At 36.6% G+C, this 19414-nt stretch carries 17 protein-coding genes; 6 read left to right on the forward strand and 11 right to left on the reverse strand.

What is annotated here, in order from left to right; genetic code table 11:
* The first annotated feature begins 7 nt into the window (after window positions 1-7).
* From bshA to ABJ974_RS14280, 4 genes are read left to right on the forward strand one after another with little or no spacing between them, the layout of a single operon-like run.
* Entirely contained in the window at window positions 8-1156 is a 1149-nt protein-coding gene (gene bshA, locus ABJ974_RS14265; protein WP_419868898.1) for an N-acetyl-alpha-D-glucosaminyl L-malate synthase BshA, read from the forward strand.
* Window positions 1157-1185: 29 nt separating this feature from the next.
* The gene (locus ABJ974_RS14270; RefSeq protein ID WP_419868899.1) at window positions 1186-2451 is read left to right on the forward strand and encodes a DUF2851 family protein; all 1266 of its coding nucleotides are present in this window, start codon (window positions 1186-1188) and stop codon (window positions 2449-2451) included.
* Between the two features lies 1 nt (window position 2452).
* On the forward strand, window positions 2453-2674 hold the full coding sequence (locus ABJ974_RS14275; RefSeq protein ID WP_034712816.1) for a PspC family transcriptional regulator: 222 nt from the start codon (window positions 2453-2455) through the stop codon (window positions 2672-2674).
* A 2-nt stretch (window positions 2675-2676) separates the two neighbouring features.
* Window positions 2677-3189, forward strand: coding sequence for a GNAT family N-acetyltransferase (locus ABJ974_RS14280; RefSeq protein ID WP_419868900.1), 513 nt, complete (start codon window positions 2677-2679; stop codon window positions 3187-3189).
* A gap of 56 nt (window positions 3190-3245) precedes the next feature.
* Here the strand turns inward: ABJ974_RS14280 and ABJ974_RS14285 are convergent, their stop codons facing one another.
* From ABJ974_RS14285 to ABJ974_RS14295, 3 genes are read right to left on the reverse strand one after another with little or no spacing between them, the layout of a single operon-like run.
* On the reverse strand, window positions 3246-3980 hold the full coding sequence (locus tag ABJ974_RS14285; RefSeq protein WP_419868901.1) for an SIMPL domain-containing protein: 735 nt from the start codon (window positions 3978-3980) through the stop codon (window positions 3246-3248).
* Window positions 3981-4018: 38 nt separating this feature from the next.
* The gene (locus ABJ974_RS14290; protein WP_419868902.1) at window positions 4019-4774 is read right to left on the reverse strand and encodes a carboxypeptidase regulatory-like domain-containing protein; all 756 of its coding nucleotides are present in this window, start codon (window positions 4772-4774) and stop codon (window positions 4019-4021) included.
* A gap of 46 nt (window positions 4775-4820) precedes the next feature.
* Window positions 4821-5570, reverse strand: a complete 750-nt coding sequence (locus tag ABJ974_RS14295; RefSeq protein WP_419868903.1) for a carboxypeptidase-like regulatory domain-containing protein — start codon at window positions 5568-5570, stop codon at window positions 4821-4823.
* 165 nt (window positions 5571-5735) lie between these two features.
* Here ABJ974_RS14295 and ABJ974_RS14300 point away from each other — a divergent pair, with 165 nt between their 5' ends.
* Window positions 5736-8876, forward strand: coding sequence for a UvrD-helicase domain-containing protein (locus ABJ974_RS14300; RefSeq protein ID WP_419868904.1), 3141 nt, complete (start codon window positions 5736-5738; stop codon window positions 8874-8876).
* A 53-nt stretch (window positions 8877-8929) separates the two neighbouring features.
* Here the strand turns inward: ABJ974_RS14300 and ABJ974_RS14305 are convergent, their stop codons facing one another.
* From ABJ974_RS14305 to folE, 8 genes are all read right to left on the reverse strand, one after another.
* Window positions 8930-9439, reverse strand: coding sequence for a ferritin (locus ABJ974_RS14305; RefSeq protein WP_419868905.1), 510 nt, complete (start codon window positions 9437-9439; stop codon window positions 8930-8932).
* A gap of 124 nt (window positions 9440-9563) precedes the next feature.
* Window positions 9564-10016: a hypothetical protein gene (locus ABJ974_RS14310; RefSeq protein WP_419868906.1), complete on the reverse strand. Its 453-nt coding sequence runs from the start codon at window positions 10014-10016 to the stop codon at window positions 9564-9566.
* A 171-nt stretch (window positions 10017-10187) separates the two neighbouring features.
* Complete coding sequence (locus ABJ974_RS14315) at window positions 10188-11192, reverse strand: hypothetical protein (RefSeq protein WP_419868907.1); 1005 nt, start codon at window positions 11190-11192, stop codon at window positions 10188-10190.
* A 141-nt stretch (window positions 11193-11333) separates the two neighbouring features.
* Window positions 11334-13982 carry a 4-alpha-glucanotransferase gene (locus ABJ974_RS14320; RefSeq protein WP_419868908.1) on the reverse strand — a complete coding sequence of 883 codons (2649 nt, stop codon included), beginning with the start codon at window positions 13980-13982 and terminating at the stop codon, window positions 11334-11336.
* 121 nt (window positions 13983-14103) lie between these two features.
* Complete coding sequence (locus ABJ974_RS14325) at window positions 14104-15267, reverse strand: T9SS C-terminal target domain-containing protein (protein WP_419868909.1); 1164 nt, start codon at window positions 15265-15267, stop codon at window positions 14104-14106.
* 166 nt (window positions 15268-15433) lie between these two features.
* Window positions 15434-16900: a cysteine--tRNA ligase gene (gene cysS / locus ABJ974_RS14330; protein ID WP_419868910.1), complete on the reverse strand. Its 1467-nt coding sequence runs from the start codon at window positions 16898-16900 to the stop codon at window positions 15434-15436.
* 115 nt (window positions 16901-17015) lie between these two features.
* Window positions 17016-17447, reverse strand: a complete 432-nt coding sequence (locus tag ABJ974_RS14335; protein WP_419868911.1) for a DinB family protein — start codon at window positions 17445-17447, stop codon at window positions 17016-17018.
* Between the two features lie 17 nt (window positions 17448-17464).
* The gene (folE, locus tag ABJ974_RS14340) at window positions 17465-18130 is read right to left on the reverse strand and encodes a GTP cyclohydrolase I FolE (RefSeq protein WP_292008984.1); all 666 of its coding nucleotides are present in this window, start codon (window positions 18128-18130) and stop codon (window positions 17465-17467) included.
* 99 nt (window positions 18131-18229) lie between these two features.
* Here folE and ABJ974_RS14345 point away from each other — a divergent pair, with 99 nt between their 5' ends.
* Window positions 18230-19387 (forward strand): hypothetical protein, encoded by a 1158-nt coding sequence (locus tag ABJ974_RS14345; RefSeq protein WP_419868912.1) that lies wholly within the window; start codon window positions 18230-18232, stop codon window positions 19385-19387.
* Window positions 19388-19414 lie beyond the last annotated feature (27 nt).

The raw sequence follows: 19414 nt of genomic DNA on the forward strand, positions 1-19414 counted from the left end.
TACAATAATGAAAATAGGAATCCTATGCTATCCTACCTACGGAGGAAGCGGAATAGTAGCCACAGAGCTTGGAATGTCGCTTGCCAATAAAGGCTATGAAGTACATTTCATAAGCAACGCCCTCCCGGCAAGATTAGACATCACCAATCCCAATATTTTTTTCCATAGAGTTAATGTGCAGACTTATCCTCTTTTTCAGTATCAGCCCTATGATATTGCATTAAGCTCCATGATCTACCGTGTAGTGAATTTATATAAACTTGATCTTCTTCATGCTCATTATGCCATCCCTTATGCGTATGCTGCCTTTACAGCCAAACAGATGTTAAAGGAAGATGATAATGATATTCCTCTGGTAACAACCCTACATGGAACGGATATTACGTTGGTGGGGCAACATCCAAGCTATAAACATGCGGTGGAATTTTCCATCAACCAGTCTGACACCATCACTTCAGTTTCGGAAAGCCTGAAAAGGGATACGCTCCAATTTTTTAAAATTAAAAAAGAAATCCAGGTGATCACCAACTTCATCGATAACTCGGAATTTGATGATTGTACGGAATGCCAGAGAACCCAATTTGCTGATCCTGATGAGAAAATCCTGATTCACGTTTCCAACCTCAGACCGGTTAAACGTGTGGATGAAGTACTTCAGATTTTTAAAAATGTTCAGAAAAAGGTGAAATCCAAGCTGATCATCATTGGTGAAGGACCTGATATGGAAAAGGTCAACCAGTTTTTAGAAGAAAATCCGGATCTGATCTCCAAAATCCGTTTATTAGGAAAAGTAAATGACTTATATAAAATTTTACAGCTTTCCGACGTATTTCTACTTCCTTCCGAGCAGGAAAGTTTCGGATTGGCAGCATTAGAAGCGATGGCAGCTTATACTCCTGTTATCAGTTCCAATGCGGGCGGGATTCCAGAAGTGAACATCCAGGGAGAAACCGGATATTTAGCGGAAATAGGAAATGTAGAAGCGATGAGCAACTACACCATTAAACTATTGAGCAATGAGGACCAGCTGGCTAAAATGAAAATGAATGCCAAAGATCAGGCTATAAAATTTGATCTTAAAAATGTTCTTCCCGTTTACGAAGAAATGTATAAAACCACTATTGAAAATTTTAAAAGAGAAGTGTCTAAGGTATAATATATTCTTTTATATTTGCTTACACACTTATGACGGAAAAATTACTTCAATATCTTTGGAACTTTAAAGTTTTCAAAAATTTTGACTTCAAGGATATTGAAGGAAATTCCGTTGAGATTATCAATTCCGGACAATGGAATGCCAACGCAGGCCCCGATTTCCTGATGGCAAAAATCCGGACAAAAGGTATCACCTTAGCCGGAAATATTGAACTACATTTAAAGTCTTCAGACTGGATCTTTCATAACCACTCACCGGATCCCAATTACCAAAACATTATCCTGCATGTCGTCTATCATCACGATCTGGAAATTCAGGAGTTTAACCTAAAAGGTATTCCCACTCTGGAGCTGAAAGACTATTTAGATAAAAACAAATTTCAAAATTATCAGCATTGGACTGAAGAACACCAGTTTATCAATTGTGAAAAAGCTTTCAATATTCATGCAATCCCTTCTTCTTTCCACGAAGATAATATCCTGAAAAAGCTGAATGAGAAATCTGCCCAACTGGAAAGCAGCCTGCAACGGTATAAAAATGATTTTGAAGCGGTTCTTTTTCATCATCTTGCCTATTCATTCGGGCTCAAGGTGAATGCGGAGATATTCAGATTGATGGCAGAAAGCATTGATTTTAAAATAATCAATAAAACCCGCCAAAATAATGTACAGCTCGAAGCTTTATTATTTGGACTCTCAGGCTGGCTGGACGATCCCGTGGATGAGCAAACCAGACTCTGGAAAAAGGAATTTGAATTCATTAAAAGAAAGTTTAGTATTCCTGATTTTAAATTCCATCCCAAATTCTTAAGGTTACGACCTCCTAATTTCCCCACGATCCGTTTATCCCAGCTTGCCCGCCTTTACCATCTCCATCAAAATCTGTTCTCTAAGCTTATCCATACCAAAAATTATGAAGAATTATCCGGTGTTTTCAAAAACATCAATGCCTCCGAATACTGGGATACCCGCTTCAATTTTGGAAAAATATCTACTGTTCAAAAGCCTAAATCTATCAGCAAAGAACTTATTGAACTTTTGGTATTAAATACCATTCTCCCTTTAAAGTATACCTACCATCGGTATCATAATGAAGACATCTCAGCTTCTATTCTGGCATTATACCGGGAAATTCCACCGGAAAAAAACACGGTGGTGGATCAGTGGAAAAGTTTAGGAATAGCTCCTAAAAGTGCCCTGGAAAGCCAAAGCCTTATTTACCATTATAAAAACAGCTGCGAACCGAAAAATTGCTTAAATTGCAGTATTGGTTTTAGACTTTTAAACGAGAAATAAAATGTTTGACAATATCCGTCATAAAATGGAAAGAGAGTGGTTTGGCGTACTGACAAGAATGGGGGCTAAACTGGGTATTCCGGTATCTAAACTCAGAGTATTTTTCATTTATTCAACATTTGCAACGGCCGGATTTTTCTTCCTGATTTATCTGGGATTGGCATTTACTTTATGGATAAAGGATATTTTCATCACCAGAAGACCGAGTGTTTTTGATTTATAATTATGGAGTTCCTTACCATCACCTTATCAGATGATTATCTGGTACAGAGTATCTATCATTCGTATTCCAACACTTTCCCTGAGAGTGAAAGAAGAAATTATGACCAGTTTATCAAGCTGTTTTCCCATCCTAATGTAAAAGTAATAGCTGTATTAAACGAATCCCAGGCTATCGGCTATCTTATTCTGTGGGAACTGAGCAATTATATCTTTGTAGAGCATTTTGAAGTTTTTGAAGCATTCCGAAGTCAAAAGCTGGGTTCTCATATTACAGGCTATCTGTTTAAAAACTATCCCCGTATTGTGTTAGAAATAGAACCTGAACATTTAGGCGAGGATGCCAAAAGACGTTATTCTTTTTATCAGAAAAACGGCTTTCACCTGATAGATGAGATGTATGTACAGCCAAGCTACGGAGAGGGTAAAAAAACACTTGATCTATGGTTACTGGCCAATTATACCCCCGAAAACCTCAAAGAAACAAAAGACGAGATCTACGATATTGTTTATCATTAAAATATAAAAGCCGGATTTATTTTCCGGCTTTGCTTTTTATCATTACAGCTTATGTTCTAGTTAACCTCATATTCCAGCTTTATGGTGATGCTTGCTTCTTTTTCTTTAGAAGTAGTATTAAAAGTCCCTCCATAGGAGTAATCCTCATTGGAATTGGGTGCCGTGATCTGTATAACCCCCATACTCGCTTTCTTTAAATTTCCCAGACTGCTTCCTGAGTTTTCTGCAATTTTTTCCGCACGTTCTTTAGCATCTTTCGTGGCATTGGCTATCATTTCCTGCTTTACACTGGCTAATTTGGTATAGAAATACTGGGGAGAAGAGGACGTAAATTCCACACCTCTATTGATGATCTCAGTAATATTCCTGGAAAGATTTTCGATCTTAGCCACTTCTTTACTCTCTATAGAAACACGTTGGGTAAGATTATATCCTGAAAATTCTCCCTGAACATAATTGCCGTTGTTGTCATTATAGCTTCTGAACTGCTTTTGAATATCCACCGCAGAGAAAACAATTTCATTTTGCTTTATTCCTTTTGAAATAAGATAGTCGCTAATGATCTTTCTGTCCATTGCCAATTCATCGTAGGCCGATTTAAGATCTATATTATTTTTGGAAAAGCTGCCGGACCATGTAATAAGATCTGAGGTAAACTGCTTGGTTCCCAATCCGGTTACAGAAATGGTATTTTCAGATTTATTCCTGTTCTTAATAGCGTTGCCCAGAAAAGCCAGTCCGATAATAAAACCCAGGGAAGCTATGGCAATGGCAATAATAGTTTTATTCATATTAATAAGTTAATTGGGTGAAATGAATCCATCAATTTCTATTCCGAATTACTTACTTTCCTGGACTTTAACCTTTCTACATAAAGGGGTATTGCATCTTCCAATCTTAAAAGCGCTCCTGACAGGTTTCGGGCTTTAACATAGGTACGGACCTGAGGTTTCGCAGTAAATGAAAACTCCAAAAACTCTGCTATCCTTTCCGCCGGAATTCCGTTTTCTGTAAAATATTCCTCTTCTACCCTGCTTTTTATCCAAGTAATATCGGACTGAAGATCATCATACCTGTATTTCCGTTTCTGACGCCTTGCTTTTCCACTGATAAGATCATACGCTCCCTGAACATTCAGCTGACCAAAAAGCATGGGTAAAAGGACGCTTTTCACCTCGGCAGGCTTTTCCCTCATTTTGCCTACCGGCTGTGGAAGTCCTACCGCCTGCTGCACTATTTCCCCTTTATCAACTTTTGAGACAACTCTGGAATCTTTGCTCAGGTCTCCGCTGAGCTTCCGGGAAACTTTAACTTCTTCAATATTTTCAGGAATTTTTACAAGGGTGATGAACAGTATAGAATTCATTCCATTTGCAAAGGCTTTTCTGGAAACTCTTTCATACCCCGCTTTCACAAATCGCAACTCATCGGTGGAAGATGCATAGATGGAGAACTGCCCCTTATAATTACTGGTTACCTTTTCATCCGTTGACATATTCACAACAGTCACAGCTCCAAGACTGATTCCGTTATCATCCGTAATTTCTCCGGTAACCTTTTCCTGGGAAAACATAGAAGAGATCATAAAACAGGGGATTATATACAGAATTCTTCTTACGATGCCCATATGCTTATCTTTGAGTCTGAGGAGCCCGGTAGGAAGCTATCCTTATCAGCACAGCCCTTTGGAATCTCATTAAATCAGCATCACTGCAATACCCGTATTTAAGGATATTCTTTCTTTCAAATCCTCCTGCAAAAACATAGTAAATAAAGTTCTGGATCAAAGGTTTCTCGATCTGCAGATCGGTAAAGTATTTTTCTCCGAGAGTGGCTATAAGATAATTCATAAAGTCCACATCATCCCATTTATTTTTAACCTTACCCAATGTAAAAATCCCTTTGGTAACGGGCTGCACAAATTCTCCTCCTTTAGGAGCCAATATTCTAGGATCGGATTTTTTGGCCATATACTGATCCATATCGGCCAGGAGCTTTTTAACCTTTTCGGACCGGTCTACGCTTTTGGCATCTATCTTGAGATCTCCGGTGAGACCTTTTTTAATCTCAACTTCGGCAATCAACTGCGCAGTTCTTACCAATGTGATATTTATAGGACTTGCAATATTGTCTTTGGTAATCTTTTTACTGTTCCGTTCAAACCCCAATTTAATAAAACGGAGCTCATCCCCTGCACGTCCCGAAAGCATAAAATGTCCGTCCCGGTTGGTAGAAGCCCGTTCATCCGTTCTTATATTGATCACGGTAACACCTGACATCTCTGTATTTTCTTCAGAGATCACCTTACCAAAAATATATTCCTGGGCATAGGTATCAATAAAAAACAGGGAACAGATAAAAAAAAGTAGCTTTAGTTTCACGGACAGTTTTTTTATTTAAGACAAAACTAAAACTATTTTTAAATTATTTGATAAGTTTAACCACACTTAACGTGTTTTAGCATTTATTTTAGATTTTCCGGGTCCCCAATTCTTGAATTTTCACTTAAATTTTAGTTAACTTGCAATTAAAATTTCCAGGATACAATGCAAAATTCTTATACAGTCATCAACGCTTCTGCCGGTTCAGGGAAGACCTATGCACTGGTGCAGAGACTTTTAATGATCTGCCTTCGCTATCCTAACCAGCCGCAAACGATCCGAAATATATTGGCTTTAACTTTCACCAACAAGGCTGCCAATGAAATGAAGGAAAGAATACTGTCATGGCTCGGGAATTTTTCCTCTGCGGATTACGCCAGCAATAAAGATTTAATTAATATTCAAAAAGCTTTTGAAGAAGAAGGAATAAGAATAACACTGGATGAACTGCATGCCCGTTCCAAAAAGCTGCTAGACTATATTCTCCATAATTATTCCACTTTAAATATCGGAACCATAGACCGGTTTAATTCCAGACTGGTAAGGAGTTTCTCTTATGAACTGGGCTTAGCTAAAAACTTTAATCTCGAAATTGAAGCAGAACCTTTTCTCATCGAAGCGGTAGACAAAATGCTCGACCAGATCGGGGAAAATGAAACCATATCCAATTCTTTCATGGATTATGTAGATTATAATCTGGAAAATAATGAAAGGATCAATCTCAATAAAAACCTGTATGACTCGGCTAAAGAGTTTGTAAAGGATATTCATTACGAGCATCTGAAAGACAATAAAAGCTTTGATGAAGGTAATTACGAAAATATTAAAAATACCCTCAGAAAAGAGATTGTTCTTAATAAAAAACGTTCGATTGCCCTGGCTTCCGAATCCATAGAATTATTTAAATCCAGAAATATTGAGATCGAAGATTTTGCTCAGGGAAAAAACGGAATCGGAGGTTTCTTTACCAAAGTATTGGATTTTTATCTTCAAAAAAGAGCCGGTTTTCCTTTTCCAAGTTCCCAGGAAGAAACGGTAGTAAATAATTATCGAAAAGGGGCATCCTCCAAATCCAAAATCAAAGAGCCTGAAATTTTTGAAATTCTTGATCAGCTTTTAGAAAACAGAATGAAACTGATCATCCTGTATATTGAGACCCAGAAGAAGGAAAAAATACTTTCCGCTTTACTTCCCTTAAAAGTAAACAAGGATATTCAGGATGAGCTTAAAAAGATTGAGGAAGAGAACGATCTGGTATTACTTTCAAAATTCAATATATTAATTAATGAAAATCTAAAAAACGAACCTTCAGCATTTATTTATGAAAAAGTAGGCTCACAGTTCCAGCACTATTTTTTTGACGAATTCCAGGACACTTCTCAGCTCCAGTGGCAGAATTTCCTTCCTTTAAGGGATCACAGTGTTTCTATGGAAAATACTTCATTCACCTTAGTGGGCGATCCCAAACAAAGTATTTACCGGTTTAGGGGTGGAGAAAGTAAGCTGATGCTGGATATCATTAATAAAAAGGAAATATCTCCTAAGGAAGCCGAATTATTGGTTTTAAAGGACAACTGGAGAAGTGCAAAAAATATTGTCCAGTTCAATAATGAGCTTTATCAGTATCATTCTGAGATCCTGGAGGAAGAGCATAAAGCTATTTTCGGGACAGATGCTGAACAAAGTCCCCAGTCATCCATTGAGGGAAGAATAAAGGTAAATCTTATCGAAAACCTCACCAATGAGGATTTTTACAATGATACCTCGGAAAGAATGCAGAAAGACATTCAGGAATGTCTGGATAACGGCTTCTCCTTTTCTGATATTACAATCTTATGCAGGGGAAATTTTGATATTTTCAGCTATTCCCAAAAGCTGGGAAACCTTAAAGTGAACTATCAGGGGGAAGAAACCAATATCAAAACCATTTCCGAAAAGGGCCTTACCCTGGAACTGTCCCATACTTTACAGGCGGTCATTGAATTTTTAAAATGGGAGACAAATCCTAAGAGTAAGCCTGATCTGATCATGATGATGTATCATCTTAACCGGCTGGGAAGAATCCAAATGAAGGATTTCACTTTGGAAATGGATGAAATTCTAAAAACAGAAGCCCATGAGGATATCTTACAGTTTATTAAATCTAAGTATAACTTACAGCTCAAGCAGGACAATTTCCCGAAATTCAACCTCTACAATTTTGTAGAATATTATATTAATGAATTCTCAGTTGAAAATAAGGAAACCGATTTTTTATTGAACTTTCTGGAAATGCTGTTCAACTTCACCCAAAATGCAGGCGCCAGCATTAAAGAATTCCTGAAATACTGGAATGATGAAGCATCCGGCTATACCATTCAGGCTTCGGAAAATATTGATGCTATTCAGATCATGACTATCCATAAGGCTAAAGGATTAGAGTTTCCTGTGGTGTTTATTCCCATGATGAATAAAAATCGGGATAATGAATTTAGCAACTGGTTTGAAACTTTTAACGACGAAGCACTGAAATCCGTTAATATCAATCAGTTCAATAAAAATCTCGAAGTTTATGATGAGGAAATCCGACAGTTCAATCAGCAAAATTCTTATAAAAACTTTATCGACCGTCTGTGCCTTCAATATGTAGCCACTACCCGACCTGTGGAACAATTATTTTTCTATATCCAAAAGGCTAATAAAACTTCCAATAACCTTGAACTTTTGGATTTTCTTCAGTCTAAAAATATAGAAAATAAGGATGAATTTGATCTTTATGAAATCCATCCTGATGCATTAAAGAAACACTCTAAAAGTAAGACTTCATCCTTTCAGACTAAAGACATCCGGAATTTGAAAAATATTAATGAGAAAAATACTTCCATTAAAATTGCTACCCCTTCTAAAAATTATCAGGTAAGAAATGAAAAAGTGAGAACGGGTATTTTCGTCCATGAGCTACTGTCCAAAATCAATACTGAAAAAGATATTCCCAATGTACTGGACAGCTATGTGCTGGAAGGACAGATTACCTTACAGGAAAAAGAAGATATCGGTATTACTCTAAAACAGATTATTGCCCGCCATTCCGATTTTTTTGATGAAAAATGGGAAGTTATCAACGAACAGGATATTATGATCTCTGACCAGGGAGAAAGCCGGATCTATCGCCCGGACCGTATTTTAAAGAAAGGTGATGATTATATTATCGTAGATTTTAAAACCGGGGAAGTGTCGGAAAAACATGAAGTTCAGCTGGAAACCTATAAACAGGTATTGGAAAGCCTGGGTAGAAAGGTGATTAAAACTCAGCTTATTTATTTATAAAGAAAAATCGGTGACATTTACAATGTCACCGAAGTATTATATTTCTAAAGGTACTAAGCTTCTTCATCAGCTGTAAAAACTCTCTGAGCCAATTCCTGGTCAAAAAGATACAGGGCAGAAGGATTATCGTTTACCATTTTGATCTTCGTAACCAGTTGTGATGCGCTTGCTTCTTCTTCTACCTGTTCATTAATGAACCATTGCAGGAAAGAAGTCGTGGCAAAGTCACCTTCATCGTTGGCATTCTTTACAATATTAAAGATACTCTTGGTCACTGTTTTTTCATGCTCCAACGCTTTTTCAAAAATTTCAATTGCATCTTTGAATATATGAGGAGGCTTTGGAATTTCTCCAATAATAATTTCTCCGCTTACATCATTTAAGTAATCAAACATTTTGTCAGCATGCATTAATTCTTCCTTGCTTTGTACTCTGAAATAATTGGCAATCCCATCCAGATCTTTTCCGGAGAACCATGCGGACATTGAAAGATAATATTGTGCGGCATACTGCTCATGAGCGATCTGTTCGTTAATCAATTGTGCTATTTTTTCGCTTACCATAATAAAAAGTTAATATCCAAAATTAAGGAAATAAATATCCAGGTCAAAGGTTTTAATAAAAATTAATAAAAAAGAGCGAATTACATTCGCTCTTTTCACATTAAAAAATCAAAATTATAAACTATTAATTTGCCTGAACAGGAGACGCATTTCTCATTGGTTTTTTACCACCTTTCCCTTTCATTTCTCCTTTTCTTTTTTCCATTTTAGCTTTTCTATCAGCCTGCCATTTGTTGTACTGATCTTCTGTCAATATTTTTTTCATATCTGCATCCATCTGCTCTCTCTTCTGCTTCATCTCACCCATTTTGGCTTCTCTTTGTTGTTTATTTTTTTCAAAGTCCGCCTTCATTTCTGCTTCTCTTTTTTCGTGAAGAGCTTTAATTTGTGAAACCTGAGATTGGTTTAGATTAAGATCTTTCTGCATTTGGTCTAAATGTTCCTGCTGCTTCTGCTGTCTTTTTTGCTGCATTTCAGCTCTTTTGGCTTCTCTGTCTTTATCTTGCTGTGGAGTTTGCTGAGCCATTACAAAACTTCCCATTCCCATAAACGCTATTGCTAAAACTAATTTTTTCATCTTTTTTAAATATTTAAATAATTGTTATACATCTTTTTGATTACAAAACAAACAGCAAGTTAAAAGGCAATATTCATAAAAAATGTTAATTTTTATTATTAAAAACATAAAATAAAAAAGAGCAGAATAAATCTGCTCTTCACACCACTTAAAAATATAATATATGAAATATTAATTATTTGCTAATCTTTGTCTGAACCCAGAATTTTTGTTGTTATTTCCGTTACTCTCTCTTGAACTTTTAATTCTTTGATTAGAGTTTTCACTTCTTTGTTGGATTCTGTTATTTTCATTTCTAAAACCGTTATTGTTATTGGTTCTAGGTATAGTTTGCTGTCTTACTCCCTGATTTCCGTTACTTCTGAAACCTCCTCCGTTTGCAGCTGTTCCGTTATTATTTCTAAAACCATTATTGCTGTTATTTCTAACCCCGTTGTTACCCGAATTGTTGTTAGAACCTCTGAAACCTCCCTGGCTATTATTATTGCCATTGTTTCTCACACCGTTATTGTTACTCTGATTACGGAATCCTGAATCGTTATTGTTTCTGAATCCTCCGGAAGTAGACGGTCTGTTATTTCTTACAATATTCAGGGTTGGATTGTTCTGACGGAACTTATTCCTGTCTACCCTGTAAATATTGATGTTTACATTTCTGTATCGAGGCATTACACTATATCTTGGAGCATAATACGTTCTTCGGTAATTCTGGAAGTAAACGATAGGATTATGTCCTCTATAATAATTGTTCTGGAAAACTATGAACACCCTAGGTCCTAAGATTCTTTCCATTGCGTAATACCTGTCATAATACCATCTGTCAGGATTATATCTGTAAAAGTTATTCCAGGCAGAGAAACTGGCATATAATCCATTCAGCTGGATAATCTGATCAATCTGCCAACGGGATAATCTGTTCTGGGTAAAGAAAACATTCCAGTTGATGGAAACAATACTGTTTCTATAATCATTATAATAACTTTGGTAGTATGAATTAGGATAATAATCCTGAGGATAATTATAATAATAATCATCGGGAAAATAATTTCCACCCTGATCATTTCCGTAATAGTCACTGTTATAACCCGAGCCATCTCCCCATCCGTTGTTATCCGGATACTGAGCAAACGACATAGTCGCTAAACTCATTGCTATTCCTAAAAATATTTTTTTCATCGGTATAATCTTAACTGGTTAATATATGGTCGAATATCTCTATTCTACTTTCTTTGATAAAAGAAAAAAAAAGAAGTTAAATCCGAGGAGATAACTTCTTTCAACTTTATTAATAAGTAACTGATAATCAATATCAATTTATCACAATCTCCCGCTGTCTTTTATCCAATATGCTATCTTTTCGTTGAAAGATTTTTTATCTTTCAAATCTTCCAGATTCAAATGCATACGGTATCTCCAATAATGTGGGAAAACGGCCGGGTTATTGATCCTCTCGTTATCCATATCAGGATTCGTAAGCTGCGGATCAGTAGCTAAAAATTCCTGTAATGGGAATATAGCAAGCATAGCGTCATTATAAAGATGCTGCTTCATTATGATTTCTGCCAAATATGAATCCAGTTCATGAGGAGCCATGCCGTACTGAACCAGCTGTTGATTAAAATATTTCTGGGTAAGTGCAGGATCTTCTTTCCACCATTGTCTTAATGTGGAACTGTCATGAGAAGAAGCGGTCACTACATTCATATAATTGGCATTCTTAGGATCATAGAAAGGGATATTATCCGAAGGCATACGCTGAACCTTTAAAGCAATAATAGCCAATTCATCCATAACCACAGGTACACATGCCGGTACTAAGCCCAAATCTTCTCCACAGATGAGCATTTGAGTAGCATTTAAAATCATAGGAAGCTTTTCCATGGCCTGTTCATACCAAAGGTGATCCTGTCGCCGGAAAAAATAGTCATGATACAATTCATAAATAGCTTTCTGCTCCCAATCTGATAAATATTGGTAAGAGTCTGTACCCGCGACATTAAATCGGGGATGATAAACTATTTCTCCGTTCTTTTCTTCTGTTAAGAAAAGGACATTTGCACATAGGGAAATTAATTTTTCTTTAAGTTCGTCATCAGGATTATTTTTAAAATAATCAGCCAGCTTTCTTTGGGTATTAAATTCTTCTTTAAAGGAATAGGTTCCATCGAAAGGCTCATTCATAAACTGAAGAGCTTCCTGTCTGCCGTCTCCGAAATACTTCCAGAGAATCTCATCATTAATGTAAGGCTTACAATATCTGTCAAAATCAAAAGGAATATTCCATGCTTTAAATTCATCCGTGACAATAGGAACAGCCGGGTAAAAATACCCTAAAATCCCCTGAGTAGCGGAAATTGGCATTCTCCATATTCTAAAGAATCCTAGGATATGGTCAATCCTCATCGCATCAAAATATTGCTCCAGTGCTTTGAACCTGTTTTTCCACCATCTGTAATCGTCATCCTTCATGGCCTCCCAATTATAGGTAGGGAACTCCCAGTTTTGCCCAAGCTCCGTAAACTGATCCGGCGGTGCCCCGGCCTGGAAATCCATTCCAAAAAGTTCCGGTTCCGTCCATGCTTCTACGGAATACCGGTAGATCCCTATCGGCAGATCCCCTTTAACGGACACCCCTAAATCATGGACATAATCTATGGCATCTTTCAGCTGCTTATGAAGTTGATACTGCACCCATGCATGAAGCATGGCATCATCATAATCTTTATTACCCGCAGTAAAGAAAGGTGATATTTTTCCGGCAATATATTTTTTGTGGGTCTTCCATTCATTAAAGTTGGGCGTTTTATATTTATCCCTTAAAACACAAAAAGCCGCATAAGGAACCAGCCAGTGTTCATTATCTTTTATAAACTTCTTAAAGTTCCTGTCTTTATAGATCTTATCTTTATCGGCTTTAAATACGGCTTTTAAATACTTCCATTTTCCACTGATCATTTTTTCATAGTCGATCAGCTCAAGGGCATTCAAAGCTTCTTTTTCTTTTTGATATTCCTGCCTTATTTCTGCCGGCAATGGAAAATCCAGTCTTTCTAAAGAAATATACTGAGGATGTAAGGCATATACGGAAACGGCCGCATAAGGATAAGAATCCGTCCAGGTATAATTGGCGGTCGTATCATTAATCGGAAGTACCTGGATAATTCCCAGATTGGTTTCTTTCGCCCAGTCCGCCAGCTTTTTCATATCTCCAAACTCTCCCACTCCGAAACCCTCTTCACTTCTTAATGAAAAAACAGGTACGGCAACTCCGGCTGCATGATACATTTGATAAGCCTTAAATCTAAAATAATGGTTGGAAACAATCTGCAGAATATCTTTTTGAAAGTTAGGAACCGTAGTTCTGTTTTCTCCCGTTTCCACATCTATTACCCTGCCTTCTTTTTTATCATAAAGGCAATATTTATACTCAATATGGGTATCTTCCGGAATTTCGACAGAATTCTCCCACACTCCGAAATCCGTTTGGACCAAATGAATGACTCTGTTATAATCCCAATTTCCCAATGATTCCGTATTTCCGAAGAGTACAATTTCCCAATCCGGATTATAGACAGGTGCTTCTATGCGGAATAAATGGGTATGTTTTTTTAGTATGGAATATTTCTCCGGACTAAATTGGTTAAGCTTATTATGTAATACTTTATTATTAAGATAATTTTCCGGAAAGTTTTTATTATTCCATTCATCAAAAATCAGGAACTCCTTATAATTATGCGGAAAGTTAAGGTGATGTGGCACAAACTCTTCCCTGAGTATATTTCCTCTTTCATCTACCAACTGATATTGGTAAGAAATTGATTTGGAAAAATAGTCTACTTCACATTTCCATAACCCATTTTCGGTATAATACATGGTATGATGCTGGGACACCCCTCCTTCACTGATCGCTATCTGCAAATTCTCCCCAATTTTTGCGATGTAGCCAATGTTAAAATATAACTTCATTACATTTTTTTATAAAAATACATTTAAATCTCGAAAAATAAAACTTCTATAATATCAAATATTCATTAAAAAACCTTTTCAAATATTTGAAAAGGTTTAGATATATCGCAAATTTAAAAGATTATTTCGTAACCAGTATTTTCTTATTCATTAATATTTTACCTGCTTCATTGGTAATGTTGATAAAATAGCTGTCTGCTTTAACATTTTGTAAATAAACAGGTTCCTCCAAATACCCGTCTTTCACGAATAAAGTCTGGCTTAAAACATTTCTACCCACCGTATCCAGCATATTGATTTTTATATTCCCCTTCACGGTTCTGTCATTCACTTTTACTGTAATAAAACCTTCTATAACACGGGAAGGAAATACGTCTACACTAGCCAGTACATTTTGTCCGTCCATAGCGTTAATAAAATATTTACTGGCAAGGTCATAAACAGGAAGCGCCCAATTTCCCGGCAATGGACGGGCCAGAAGAGTGTCTAAACTTATTTCATATAATGGACCTCCTTTTTCACTGCCCACAATTACTTTTCCATCGTAACTCAGTGCAGCTCCATTAATCGGGTAATTGGCCGGTAAGCCTGTGATTTTACCGATAAATACTGCTCTTAGCTCATTGGTAATGATCTTAAATACATTTCCGGAAGAAGAGAAAACATAAAAATTATTTTCCGTATCACCTATCATATCTCCTCCAAATCCTGTTTCCAGGGTAGTAAATGAATTGACATCATTATTGAAATCATCTTTAATCGTCCCCAAACTATTGATCACATACCGGTCATTTACTTTGGTAATCTGAATAAACTGATTTCCCGCATTACTGATAGCATACATATTTCCGTCGTAGCCGCCCGACATTCTTGTCATCTGAGAATTCACATCGGATTCTGAAATAGTGACAGCATTGTTATCCACCATTAAGATCTCCTTTGTCTGCGGGTTCAGCATATAAATATTAGAAGAAAACAAAGGCATATATACCAGCTTATTATCAAAAGAATCATAGCCCAATGTAGCAATAAGGCTGGACTGGGAATTTTTATAGAAATTTTTATCTTCTGTGATAAGACCTCTCTGATTTTGGGAAAATATTTGAGGAACCGAATCCACTCCGAACAAACTTTCTCCCCATGTACCATTGGTAATATCCACAGCCCTAAAGTCATTAAAAGCAATATTTGAAGCATCTTTTCCGGTAACGGCAAAGAAATCCTGCTGTGCCCGAACACTTAAACTTAACAGCAATAGGAATACAGGTAATAATTTTTCTTTCATACACAAAGTTTACAATTCACACTGGTTTTATTACAACTAAGTTACACAATTTCCAATGGTATAAAAAAATATCTCGCAGATTTAGCTAACCGGACAGATCCATACTATTATACTACCTGCCTTGTCCTCCCTATCTGCGAGATTATTTAAAATTTATAAGTTTTCTTTAATTCAGAAGGTAAGTTGTACCGTCTCTTCCGTCTTTCAGCTCGATTCCTTCTGCTAACAGCCTGTCCCTGATCTGATCCGAAAGCTCAAAATTTTTGGATTTTCTGGCCTGATTTCTCAATTCAATTAAAACCTGCAAAGTCTGATCCAGCTTCTCATTATTATTTTCTTCAATCGTCTGAAGACCCAACACATCAAATATAAAAGCTTGAAGCAGGGTTTTCAGTTCTTCCAGATCTTTTGTGGAAATTGTTTCTTTTCCATCTTTAAGAGCAAAGATATATTTTACCACCTCAAATAAATGGGCAATAAGGATCGGAGAATTAAAATCATCGGTCAGCGCTTCATAGCATTTATTTTTCCAATCCTGAAGGTTAAAGCCAGATTCTTTAGCGTCATCGGGAGTAATGGAACCCAGAAGCTTATAGGCTTCCATAAGTCTCAGATATCCTTTTTCACTGGCAACCATTGCATCATTGGATATATCCAGCACACTTCTGTAGTGAGCCTGCAAAAAGCAAAAACGCACTATTGTCGGATGAAAAGGCTTTTCAAAAAAGTTATTATCTCCGGATACCAGCTGCATAGGCAGGATATAGTTTCCAGTAGATTTACTCATACGCTGCCCGTTCATTGTAAGCATATTGGCGTGCATCCAGTAATTAACCGGGCTTGTATTATTGCATGCTTTTCCCTGGGCTATTTCACATTCATGATGAGGAAATTTAAGATCCATACCTCCACCGTGAATATCAAAATTCTCACCCAGATATTTAGTGCTCATGGCTGTACACTCCAGATGCCATCCCGGGAAACCTTCTCCCCAAGGTGAATTCCATCTCATGATGTGGGCCGGTGAGGCTTTTTTCCATAATGCAAAATCCTGAGGATTTTTCTTTTCTCCCTGACCATCCAGATCTCTTGTATTGGCAAAAAGCTCTTCAATATTACGTTTGGAAAGCTCACCATAGTTCAGTCCTCTTTTGTTATATTCCAATACATCAAAATAAACGGAACCGTTGCTTTCATAGGCAAAGCCTTTATCGATCAGCTTTTGGGTAAGCTCGATCTGCTCTACGATATGTCCTGTAGCCGTCGGTTCTATATTAGGAGGAAGCAGATTGAACATTTCCAGCACTTTATGAAAATCGACTGTATATTTCTGTACAATTTCCATAGGTTCCAGTTTTTCAAGACGGGTCTGCTTTACAAATCTGTCATTTTCTACATTCCCATCATCCGTAAGATGCCCGGCATCTGTAATATTTCTTACATATCTTACTTTATACCCCAGATGCATAAGAGTCCTGTAAATGAAGTCAAAGGAAAGGAAGGTTCTTACATTTCCCAAATGCACATTGCTGTAAACCGTAGGTCCACAAACGTACATCCCTATATTTCCTTCTAAAATAGGCTTGAATATTTCTTTTTCTGCTGTAAGCGAGTTATATATCTTTAACTGCATTGTATTCTTTTTAATTTTTAAAATTTAATTGAGTTTGCTTCATAAGAAATTCAGCAACAACAAATAATCGTTACTAAAAATATTTTATCTGAAACTTTTTTAAATTTTATCATTATCAAATAGCTTTTAAGTGATAGTTCATATGATCTATATAATCATTGATTATGAACTCCAAAGTGAATAGCTGAGGTTTAACTTTAGTAGTATCACAGATACGGGTTAAAGCTTCATCAGGAATATTTTCAACGGTATGTACAATCTGAAGGTTTAAAACTTTCCAGAAACTGATGACTTCAGCTGTAGGAATATTCTGATAGTTCTGTGCTTTCACCCAAAAGTCCTGATCATAAACGATATTTTCATTTTCTTTATACTGGGTAATCACAAATCTCCTGATATTGGTCAGGGCACTATCACACAGGTGACCTAAAATTTCTTTTTTAGACCATTTTTCCGGCTGAGGTTTATAAGACCAGTCTTCTTCAGATATCGTATCAAATCTTTGAAGTTCCTTTTCAACTATATGTTTGAGTATTTGGTAGTTCATTATAAGTTTTAATTAATTTAATCAAATTTTGCATGGCTTCCCACATAGTGCAGGAATTCCTGTCGGGTAATAGGGTTCGTCCTGAAAATCCCGCTCAATTCCGCCGTAATGGTAGAGCTTGCCGTATCTTTAATTCCCCTGCAATTTACACACAAATGTTTTGCATCTATGATACAGGCCACATTTTTAGTTCCCAAAGCTTCTTTAAGCGCCTCTACGATCTGCATCGTCAGTCTTTCCTGAACCTGCGGTCTTTTGGCATAATAGTCTACGATTCTGTTGATCTTAGAGAGTCCTATTACTTCGCCATTGGAAATATATGCTACGTGGGCTTTTCCAATGATAGGTAAGAAATGATGTTCACAGAAAGAATATACTGTAATATCTTTCTCCACCAGCATTTGTCTGTATTTATATTTATTGGAGAATGTAGAAATTCCCGGTTTATTTTCCGGTAGAAGTCCTCCAAAAATTTCATTGACGTACATTTTCGCAACACGTTTCGGAGAATCCTTTAAGGAATCATCGGTCATATCCAGTCCCAATGTCTCCATAATCTCTCCAAAAAGCTGAGTGATCTTTTCTACTTTTTCCTGTGGCGATTTATCAAAAGCATCTTTCCTTATAGGCGTATGTTCTTTTCCTGTGAAAATATCATCGTCGTTATCGGTAAAATCCACCATTTTCAATTATTTTGGAACAAAAATACGGATAATATTTCTTCATTATATTTTAAATTAGCCTAAAAAATATTACCTTCCCATCCTATTTGTATAATAACTATGATTTTTGTTGAAGAAGTACAAAATGAAAACCAGAAAAAAGAATTTTTAGAATTTCCGGTAAGGCTTTACCAGTATGACAAAAATTACATCAGACCTCTTAACCATGAAATTGAAGCTTTTTTTGATCCTTCAAAAAACAGGTTCTTCAAAAGAGGTGAATGTAAAAGGTTCCTGTTTCTGGATAAGGATAAAAAAACCATAGGTAAGGTAGCTGTTTTCATTAATAAGCTTTACAAGCAGTGTCAGCCCACAGGAGGAATCGGCTTTTTCGACTGCATCCGTGATCAGGAAACAGCAAACTTCATATTTGATTATTGCAAAAAATGGCTACAGGAGAGAGGTATAGAAGCAATGGACGGGCCTATCAACTTCGGAGAAAGGGACAAATTTTGGGGGTTGCTTATTGAAGGTTATATGGAACCTTTATACGGTATGAACTACAACTTTCCTTATTACAAAGAACTTTTTGAAAATTACGGCTTTCGTATTTATTATGAACAGCTTTGTTTTTCGAGGCCTATTTTCGCTGAGGTCTCGCGGGTATTTACCATTATGCACGCCAAACATTCTAAAAATCCGGCTATTTCCGCAAAACCTATGAAGAAAAATAATCTGGAAAAATTTGCAGAAGATTTCACGGAAATATATAATAAAGCCTGGGCTTCTCATGGCGGAGGGAAACAAATGGAAAAGGCAAAAGCCCTCAAAATTTTCAAAACGATGAAACCGGTTATCAACGAACATATTTCCTGGTTTGTATATGAAAACAACAAGCCTATTGCCATGTGGATCAATATTCCGGATCTTAACCAATGGTTTAAATACCTGAACGGAAAATTCGGATTAATACAGAAACTGAAATTCTTATGGTATAAAAACTTCAAAAAGAATGAAAAAATGGTAGGGCTGGTTTTTGGGGTAATTCCGGAATGGCAGAGGAAAGGCATTGAGGGATATATGATCTGGGAAGGTACTCAACATTTAAGAAAACATACCGATTTTAAAGTTACGGAACTTCAATGGATCGGTGATTTCAATCCTAAAATGGTCAGAATTGCTGAAAACCTAGATACTACCGTTACCAGACGTCTCGCCACTTACAGATATTTATTTGACCGGAATAAAGAGTTTGAAAGACATCCCCGGGTTCTATAAAAAAATAGACGACTTATCATTGATAGG

The organism is Chryseobacterium sp. CT-SW4, assembly GCF_048572715.1.
Classification (GTDB): Bacteria; Bacteroidota; Bacteroidia; order Flavobacteriales; family Weeksellaceae; genus Chryseobacterium.